Consider the following 8,921-nt stretch of genomic DNA (forward strand, 5'->3'; position numbering starts at 1 on the left):
TCATGAACGCAGACCATCCCTCCCCGGCCTCTGAAGTGGCAAGCGCAAGCCAAACCATGCCAACCAGTGACCAGGAACACCGTCGCCATTGGCCGGAATTGGACTCCTCGCGCAGCGTCGATGATCCTCTGCTCTTCTGTCTGGCAGCACTGACTCAATATTGGCAACGGCCACAATCCTTGACCGCCTTGCGTGCCGGATTACCGCTGCTTGATAACAAATTTACTCCCGAGCTTTTGATACGCGCCGCCGCCAGAGCCGACATCGCAGCCCGCGTCGTGCGCAAAGAGTTGCAGCGCATCTCACCGCTGACCCTGCCCGCAGTACTGCTCCTGCAGGATCGTCAAGCCTGCCTGCTCATGGCCCTGGATAAAAATGGCCGCGATGCACGGGTCATCTTTCCTGAAACCGGCAGCGGCGAAGCAAGCATCGAACTGGAAAAATTAAAAGAGCACTATACCGGTCAAGCCATCTTTGCCCGTCCGCAATTTCGTTTCGATGATCGCTCCAAAGAGATCGCAGATGTCCCTGACAGCCATTGGTTTTGGGGCACCTTGGGCCGCTTCAAAAGCCTCTATGCCGAATCGGTGCTGGCCTCTCTGGTCCTCAATATCTTTACCCTGGTCAGCTCCCTCTTTGCCATGAATGTCTATGACCGGGTGGTACCCAACAATGCTATCGAAACCTTGTGGGTGTTGGCAATCGGCACCTCCATTGTCTATGCCTTTGATTTTATCATCCGCACGCTGAGAAGTTATTTTCTCGATATTGCAGGGAAAAAAGCCGACATTATCATGGCTTCCACCCTCTTTCACCAGATCAATAATGTGCGCATGGTCGCGCAACCGGTCTCCAGCGGTGCCCTGGCGCGCAATCTGCTGGAGTTTGAATCGTTGCGTGACTTTTTTACCTCCGCAACCCTCTCCACCTTTATCGATCTGCCCTTCGTCTTCCTCTTTTTGTGGGTCATCTATTTTTTGGCTGGCCCGGTGGTTCTGGCACCCCTGGTGGCCGTGCCCCTGGTTTTGTTGGCCAGTATCCTGGCACAAAAACCTCTGGCCGACATCATGCGCAAAACGGCCAAAGAGTCTTCACAAAAACATGCCATCCTGATCGAAACTCTCGGCGCCATGGAAACTGTCAAAACCCTCGGCGCCGAAGGCAATGTACAAAGCAAATGGGAACAGGTGGTCGGTATCGCTGCTCAATCCAGCCTCCACTCCCGGTTGATCTCCAACCTGATGCTCAATTTTTCCAACTTTGTCCAACAAATGGCCTATGTCGCCATCATTGTCTTCGGGGTCTATCAAATTCAAGAAGGTCAATTGACCATGGGTGCCCTGATCGCCAGCTCCATGCTCACCAGTCGCGCCCTGGCCCCCCTGTCGCAAGTGGCTGGCCTGCTGGTACGCTTGCAACAATCCTTGATCTCCCTGCGCACCCTCAACGATATCATGAAATTGCCGGTCGAAAGACCAGCCACTACCCGCTTTATCCATTGCCCAAAGCTTAAAGGCGAAATCATCTTCGATCAGGTCACCTTCAGCTATCCCAAACAACCCGTGCCGGTGCTCAACAATTTTTCCCTGCATATCCGCCCCGGCGAACGCATCGCCATCCTCGGACGCATCGGCTCCGGCAAAAGCACCCTGATTAAATTGATCCTCAATCTCTATCAACCCGATTCGGGAAATATTTTGGTCGATGGCGTCGATCTGCAACAGGTGGATCCTGTCGATCTGCGGCGCAATATCGGCTGTGTCACCCAGGAAAGCATGCTCTTCTTCGGCACCATCCGCTCCAACATCATGATGGCCGACCCCTTCGCCGATGATACCGCCCTGCTGCGTGCCGCCCGCCAGGCTGGCATCGATGAGATGGTCAGCCGCCATCCACACGGCTTTAATCGCCTGGTCGGCGAACAGGGCAAAGGGCTCTCCGGTGGCCAACGACAAACCATCGCCATCGCCCGTGCCCTGCTGACCGATCCCCCCATCCTGCTGATGGATGAACCCACCAGCGCCATGGATGGCGGCTCTGAAGAGCGCTTCAAAGAGCGGATGAATGCCATCCTGCCCGGACGAACCGTGGTCCTGGTCACCCATCGCGCCTCTCTGCTGCCCCTGGTGGAGAGGGTGATTGTCATGGAGGAGGGTAAAGTCTTGCTGGATGGTCCTCGCCAAGAGGTGATTCAGCAGATGACCAGCGGACAGCTCAAACCGACAGGAGCCATGCAAACCGCCACTCGTCAACCAGGGGGTGGCGCATGAACGATCAATGGGAAAACAGTCAGTTTATGTCCGAAGCCGACGCGGCACGGCAAAATCAGGCCCACCCCTTTGCCCATATGCTGCTCTTCTTGATCTCCCTCTTTCTTGGCACCGCCATCTATTGGGCCTCGGTCGCCAATCTGGATGAGGTTACCGTCGGTCTCGGCAAGGTGGTCCCCTCCGGTCAGGTCAAAGTGGTACAAAGCCTGGAAGGTGGCATCCTGGCCGAAGTGTCGGTATCAGAAGGAGAAATTGTTAATAAAGACCAGGTATTGCTCAATATCGATGATACCCAGTTCCAAGCCTCGTTCCGGGAAAGCCGTTCCAAATTTTTGGGCTTGAGCGCCCGAGCTGCTCGTCTGGAGGCCGAAGCCAACGATGCACCCTTGCTCATCCCAAAGGTGGTCCTGGAAGAAAAAGGCGATTTGGCAAGCAATGAGGAAAAATTTTTTGAGTCCCATAAAAAAGAGTTGAAATCCACGGTCAGCATGTTGGAAAACCAGGTGGAACAGCGTCAGCATGAGCTGCATAGCCTGATTGCCAGCGAAAAACAGTTGCGCCATCGTCTGGAACTGCTGCGCAAAGAGCTGCACTTGACCGAACCCATGGTCAAACAGGGGATCATGTCGGAGGTGGAGCTGTTGCGCATGCGCCGCGAAGTGGCGGAACTGGAAGGCAACCTGGAGACAACGGTACTGAGCATTCCACGCACCCGCTCCATGCTGGAAGAGGCAAAAATCAAGGTCAAGGATCCGGTCATCACCTTCCGCTCCAAAGCACAACTGGAACTCAATGAAGTCCGTTCCGAATTAAACCAATTGACCGAGTCGCTGACCGGTCTGCAGGATCGGGTGCGTCGCACAGCCATCCGTTCGCCCGTTCGTGGCACGGTGATTCGAGTGCGGGTGCACAGTATCGGGCAGGTAGTGCGCTCAGGAATGGATCTGGTCGAAATCATGCCGCTGGATGACTCCCTCTTGGTCGAAGCACAAATTCGCCCCGCCGACATCGCCTTCTTGCGCCCAGGGCAAAAAACCATGGTCAAATTTACCGCCTATGATTTTTCCATCTATGGCGGCCTCATGGGTGAACTGGAACAGATCAGCGCCGATGCCATCGCCAATGAAAAAGGGGAGAGCTTTTTCAAAATTCTGGTGCGCACCCAAGTCAACCATCTGGGTACTCCAGAACGTCCTCTACCGATCATCCCCGGCATGGTGGCAACCACCGATATTTTGACCGGCAAAAAAAGCGTTCTCGACTATCTGCTCAAACCAATACTCAAGGCCAAATCCAATGCGCTGCGTGAACGCTAAATCACAGCCCCCTCCAAAGCGCTGCGTGAAAGCGCAAACGGCACCCTTGGCACGCGGGACAACAGAAGAGATCCTCTGCTGGCGCTCTCTTTTTCCCTTTTTCACCGGCACCTGATTCTTGCAGGACAGATCACCATGACCACCGGATATTACGGCCCCTTTGGCGGGGCATTCATACCAGAAATACTCCATGAAACCTTCCAGCAATTGACACGCGCCTATGAAGAGGCCCGTGCCGATGCCCAGTTCTGGCAGAGCTATCTCGCTTTGATGGCCAATTTTTCTGGTCGCCCTACCCCCTTGACCTTTGCCGAAAATCTGTCGCGACACTTTGGCCGGCGGATCTATATCAAGCGGGAGGATCTCAATCAAACCGGAGCCCACAAAGCCAACAATGTCATGGGCCAAGGGCTGTTGGTGCGCCGTATGGGCAAAAAACGGGTCATCGCCGAAACCGGAGCCGGTCAGCATGGAGTGGCCACTGCTACCATGGCCGCCCGTCTGGGACTACAGTGCACCATCTATATGGGCGCAGAAGATGTGGAGCGACAACGCCCCAATGTCTTCTGGATGGAACAGCTCGGAGCCACCGTCATTCCGGTCACCTCAGGCACCCGCACCCTGAAGGATGCCATCAACGAAGCACTGCGTGACTGGGTCGGCAGCATGGATGATACCCATTATGTGCTGGGAACCGCCTGTGGTGCCCATCCCTTTCCCACAATGGTCGCCTGGTTTCAATCGATCATCGGCGAAGAGGCTCGCGCACAAATCCTCCAACAAGAGGGCAGACTCCCCACACATATCTATGCCTGTGTGGGTGGAGGCTCCAACGCTTTAGGCATTTTCCAAGCCTTCCTCAACGATCCAGAGGTCTCCCTGGTCGGCGTGGAGGCCGGAGGCAGCGGCCTGGAGGGACAACGCCATGCGGCACGTATCGCCTCCGCCCATGGCACCATCGGGGTCGCCCATGGCTATAAAACCTTCTTCCTGCAAGACAGCGATGGCCAAATGCGCGATACCCATTCGGTGGCTGCCGGGCTCGACTATGTCGGTGTCTCACCCATCCTGGCCCATTACAGCCAAAGCGGACGGGTCCGCTTTGCCGCTGCACTGGATACAGAGGTGGTGGCCGCTCTGCAAATGTTGATGCGTCAGGAGGGAATTATCGGCGCTTTGGAATCCAGCCATGCCGTGGCCTGTGCCCTGCGTGAGCTGCCGCACAGCGCTGCCGATGCTCTCATCATCATCAACCTCTCCGGGCGTGGAGATAAAGATATTTTTACCGTGGCTGAAGCACTGCAGGATAACGGTTGGCGCACCTTTATCCAGCATAAAGCAGAACAGTATCGACTCTCTTCCGCAAATACCAGCCACGGAGCAGCATCATGACCGCCTCTGCCAACACTCTCCCGGCCCTGCAACCCTATATCCAAAACCGCCTGGCAACAGGCAAGGGCAAATCCATTTTATTGATGTCCCACCTGGTATTGGGCTACCCCTCCCTGAACGTCAACCGGGAGGTGATTGCGCAAATGATCGATAATGGGGTGGATATGCTGGAGCTGCAGATCCCCTTTTCCGAACCAGTCGCCGATGGCCCGGTCATCGCCCGCGCCAACCAAATGGCTTTGGATAACGGTTTTCGGGTTGCCGATGGGTTGGCATTGATTGCCGAAACGGTACAACACTATGCACGACCCTTCCTGATTATGACCTATTATAATATTCTGGTCGCTTATGGGGTGGAAAAGTTTATTCGCGAAGCGGCCCGCCTGGGGATACGCGGCTTGATCATCCCCGATCTGCCCCTGCAGGAGGCCACCCAGGCCATGGCCTGGTGCAAACAGTATGGGGATGCCCAAGGTTTGGACTGGATCCAACTGTTGACGCCAACCAGCAGCGATGCCCGACTGCAGAGTATCGGCAGTGCTGCCAGTGGCTTTTGCTATTGTGTAGCCCGCAAGGGGGTCACCGGCACGCAAACCCGCTTCGATCACTCTCTGCAGCATTTTTTAACCCGCTGTCGGCAAGCCACATCCCTGCCCTTGGCGGTCGGCTTTGGGGTCAAAAGCGCCTCTGATGTGCAGATGCTCACCGGTCTTGCGGAGATTGCCGTGGTCGGCAGTGCCGCAATTGAGCTGTATGATCGGCAAGGCAGCAGCGCAGTAGGAGAGTTTTTTGCCCAACTGCGCATCCCAACAAGCTGATTCAGGCTTGCATAACCATGGCAAAACTGTTCAAGGCTCTGCTCCTGCTGATACTGTTGCTCTGCATGGCAGCATCCGCCCTGCTCTGGCTCCTGGATCCCAACTCCTATAAAGAACAGATTATCCAGCTTGTTGGCGAAAAAATTGGCCGTCGCCTGTCGATCCATGGGCAGATCTCCTGGCAGCTTTTTCCCAGCCTGGCCTTGCGTGTCGGCAGCGCCAGCCTGGCCAATGCCGAAGGCTTTTCTGCCGAACCCTTTGCCGAATGGCAAGAGCTGCACCTGCAGTTGGCGCTGCAACCGCTGCTGAAGCGGCAGTTGCAAGTCGAACAGATATATATTGCCGGGTTGCGCCTGCACCTGCAAAAAAAGCAGGATGGCAGCAACAATTGGCAGGATCTGCAGCGCTCTACCGCCAATGGCAGCCACAAACAGAACCATACCTCCTCTGCCGCCAACACTTCCGGCAAAGCAAACAACACAACAGCCACGACGACAGCGCTGACTCAATCCGCTTCCCCCTCTGCACCGACCTGGACAAGTCGCATTGCCATCGCCTCTCTGCGCATGGAAGATGCACATCTTCTCTGGCAGGATGCCGAACAGGCCAACCCGCGCAACTTGCAGATAGCGCTGTTGACCATGGGACCACTGGCAGAACAACAACCTCTGCCACTGCAAGCGCAACTGCGGGTGCACGCCGCCGGTCAATGGTATGATCAGAGCGAGTTGCACCTGCAAGGAGCGCTGCTCTGGAATGAGCAGAGTGCCCATATCAACCCTTTGCAACTCACTTTCCAGCAGCAAAACAGCAGACCCGGCTGGGCTGCCCTGCACCTGCAGGCACAACTCTCCTTGCTCGTGGATTGGCAAAACAACCGCTTGTTGCTGGAAAATGGCCAACTCAGCGGCAACGGTCTGCAGATGCAGGGCGATATGGAGGGCCGACAGCTTTTTACAGAACCGCTCTTTAGTGGCCTGTTAAAAATCCAACCCTTTTCGCCACGTCAAGTATTGCCGCAGTGGGGCGTGACCTTGCCAAACAGCCGCGACCCACAAACATGGCAGCGCCTGCAGGCCGAACTACCCTTTACCTTTGATCGCGAGAGTCTGACCTTAAACCGATTGCAACTGCACCTGGATGAGAGCACCCTGCAGGGCACCGGCACTCTCCGAAACTTTGCCGCACCGCAACTGCGTTTTGAGGGAGAGGTGGATCGTTTGGATATTGATCGCTATCGTCCCTCCGGCCCATCTGGCACCGACTCTGTCCCTGCGCCCCACCCGCCGCAAGAGACAACATCAGCCAGCACGGCGACCACGCCCCAGCCAGAACGACTCCTGCCAAACAGCCAAGGTCGGCTGCGCATTGCCCAACTGCGTCTGGCCAGCATGCACATGCAGGAGGCAGAGCTGCACTGGCAAACCAACGAGGGACAGATCCAGTTGTCACCGCTGCAGGCCAAGCTCTACCAGGGAAAAATGCAGTTGGCGGCAAGCGCTGATCTGCGCGAAAAACGGCCACAATGGCAGCTCAATACACGCCTGGAGGGGATCCATTTGGCCCCTCTGCTGTTGGATCTGCAAGGAGAAGCTCCGCTCAGCGGCACCTTGAGTGCGGTCAGCCAACTGCAGACCCAAGGTGACACGGCGGCCGAAAACAAAAAACAGTTGCAGGGCAAAGTGCAGTTTACGATCAAGGATGGGCAGATCCAGGGTATCGATCTGGAACAAACCGTGCGCGAGGTACAGGCACGCCTGCGTGGCGAGATCCCGGTCGCAGAGGAGGGCAAGCGCTCCACCCGTTTTACTGCCTTGACCGGCTCTGCCACGATAAAACATGGCATTGTCGAAAATCGGGATTTGACCATGCTCTCCCCGCTGTGGCGTCTGCGTGGCGAGGGTAAAATCAATCTTCCGGAAGAGAGTCTGGATTATCATTTGCAACTGGCCTTTGACCAGGAGGCAGCCGCTCGTGAAGGCCGCACCCTGCGCGAGTTGGCCGCCTGGAAAATTCCGGTACAGGCCAGTGGCGCGCTGCGTCATCCTACCTGGAAGGTGGATCTGCACAAGCTGCTCGAACAGGAGGCCGCCCAACAGGCCAGAGAAAAATTGGCTGACAAACTGCAAAACAAAGCTGCTGAAGCCTTGGAAAAAAGAGGTTTGCAACATCTGTTGCCCGACGATGCCGGAAAACGCTTGCTGAAAATCTTGCCAATTCGCTGATTCTATGCAAGAATGCGCAATTTTCCGTCATTGCACAGCCCATCAGACTCTTGTTCAGAAAGGAAGGTTTCGCTCAATGAAAAGATTGCACACCCTACTTGTGGCTGCTACAGCTCTCTGTTGTGTGGCCTTGCCGCTGCCTCTGCAAGCCGCCCAGACCGGACAATGGAGTCATGCCGGTTTTACCCAATGGCATCCACAAGATGGCAAAACTCCGTTGGCTGTCGGTGGAACGCAGTGCTATTTTTGCAAACCCGATCCCACAGCAGAGGTGGCAGCACCTGCTCCTGTGCCCGCTCCACCCGCACCCGCACCTGTGGTACAGGAGGATCGTTGCACCGATACACCCAAAGGCGCTCCTGTGGATAAACGCGGCTGCTGGGTATTGAAAAATCTGACTTTTCGCTTTAACAGCGCCAAGATTCAAGCCAAAGATAGCGGCACCATCAAGGATACCGCCTCGGTCTTGAAACAAAATCCTGATCTGAAAGTGGAGATCCAGGGCCATACCGATAACATTGGCAAACCCGCCTATAATAAAAAATTATCGCAGCGTCGCGCCAATGCGGTGATGAAGGGGTTGGTCAAACAGGGTGTCAACAAAAAGCGTTTGACGGCCAAAGGATATGGCATGGAAAAACCAGTCGCCAGCAATGCCACCAAAGAAGGACGTGCGGAAAATCGTCGCGTCGAGCTGCGCATCATCAAATAATCCCGCAGCGCCATTGCCAACGGCTCCGGAATGCCCGCAGCAGGGATAATGGTCCGGGACTTCCGCAGGGATTGCCAAATGGTCCGGGTAGCAGAGGCTACCCGGACTTTTTTTTGTGTTGCGCGCCCTGCCCTGCAGGTAACTATTCAGGTTCGTGCTGGCTCGCCAATTCTACCCCCATGGGGATG

6 protein-coding genes are annotated in these 8,921 nt (G+C 55.8%); all 6 read left to right on the plus strand.

The genetic code is table 11. The features are described from left to right. On the plus strand, positions 1-2,270 hold a 2,270-nt coding region (locus EJP87_RS10985), incomplete at its 5' end, for a type I secretion system permease/ATPase (protein WP_227657586.1). Next, a complete protein-coding gene (locus EJP87_RS10990) occupies positions 2,267-3,586 on the plus strand; it encodes an HlyD family type I secretion periplasmic adaptor subunit (protein ID WP_227657587.1) in 1,320 nt (439 codons plus the stop codon). The genes EJP87_RS10985 and EJP87_RS10990, both read left to right, overlap by 4 nt. Before the next feature lie 135 nt (positions 3,587-3,721). Further along, on the plus strand, positions 3,722-4,978 hold the full coding sequence (gene trpB / locus EJP87_RS10995) for a tryptophan synthase subunit beta (protein WP_130471922.1): 1,257 nt from the start codon (positions 3,722-3,724) through the stop codon (positions 4,976-4,978). Beyond that, on the plus strand, positions 4,975-5,796 hold the full coding sequence (gene trpA / locus EJP87_RS11000; protein WP_130471923.1) for a tryptophan synthase subunit alpha: 822 nt from the start codon (positions 4,975-4,977) through the stop codon (positions 5,794-5,796). The genes trpB and trpA overlap by 4 nt, the downstream gene beginning before the upstream one ends. 17 nt (positions 5,797-5,813) lie before the next feature. After that, the gene (locus tag EJP87_RS11005; RefSeq protein ID WP_130471924.1) at positions 5,814-8,021 is read left to right on the plus strand and encodes an AsmA family protein; all 2,208 of its coding nucleotides are present in this window, start codon (positions 5,814-5,816) and stop codon (positions 8,019-8,021) included. A 76-nt stretch (positions 8,022-8,097) separates the two neighbouring features. Beyond that, positions 8,098-8,733 carry an OmpA family protein gene (locus tag EJP87_RS11010; protein ID WP_193771305.1) on the plus strand — a complete coding sequence of 212 codons (636 nt, stop codon included), beginning with the start codon at positions 8,098-8,100 and terminating at the stop codon, positions 8,731-8,733. Positions 8,734-8,921 lie beyond the last annotated feature (188 nt).

The organism is Candidatus Magnetaquicoccus inordinatus (assembly GCF_004217665.1).
GTDB lineage: Bacteria > Pseudomonadota > Magnetococcia > Magnetococcales > Magnetaquicoccaceae > Magnetaquicoccus > Magnetaquicoccus inordinatus.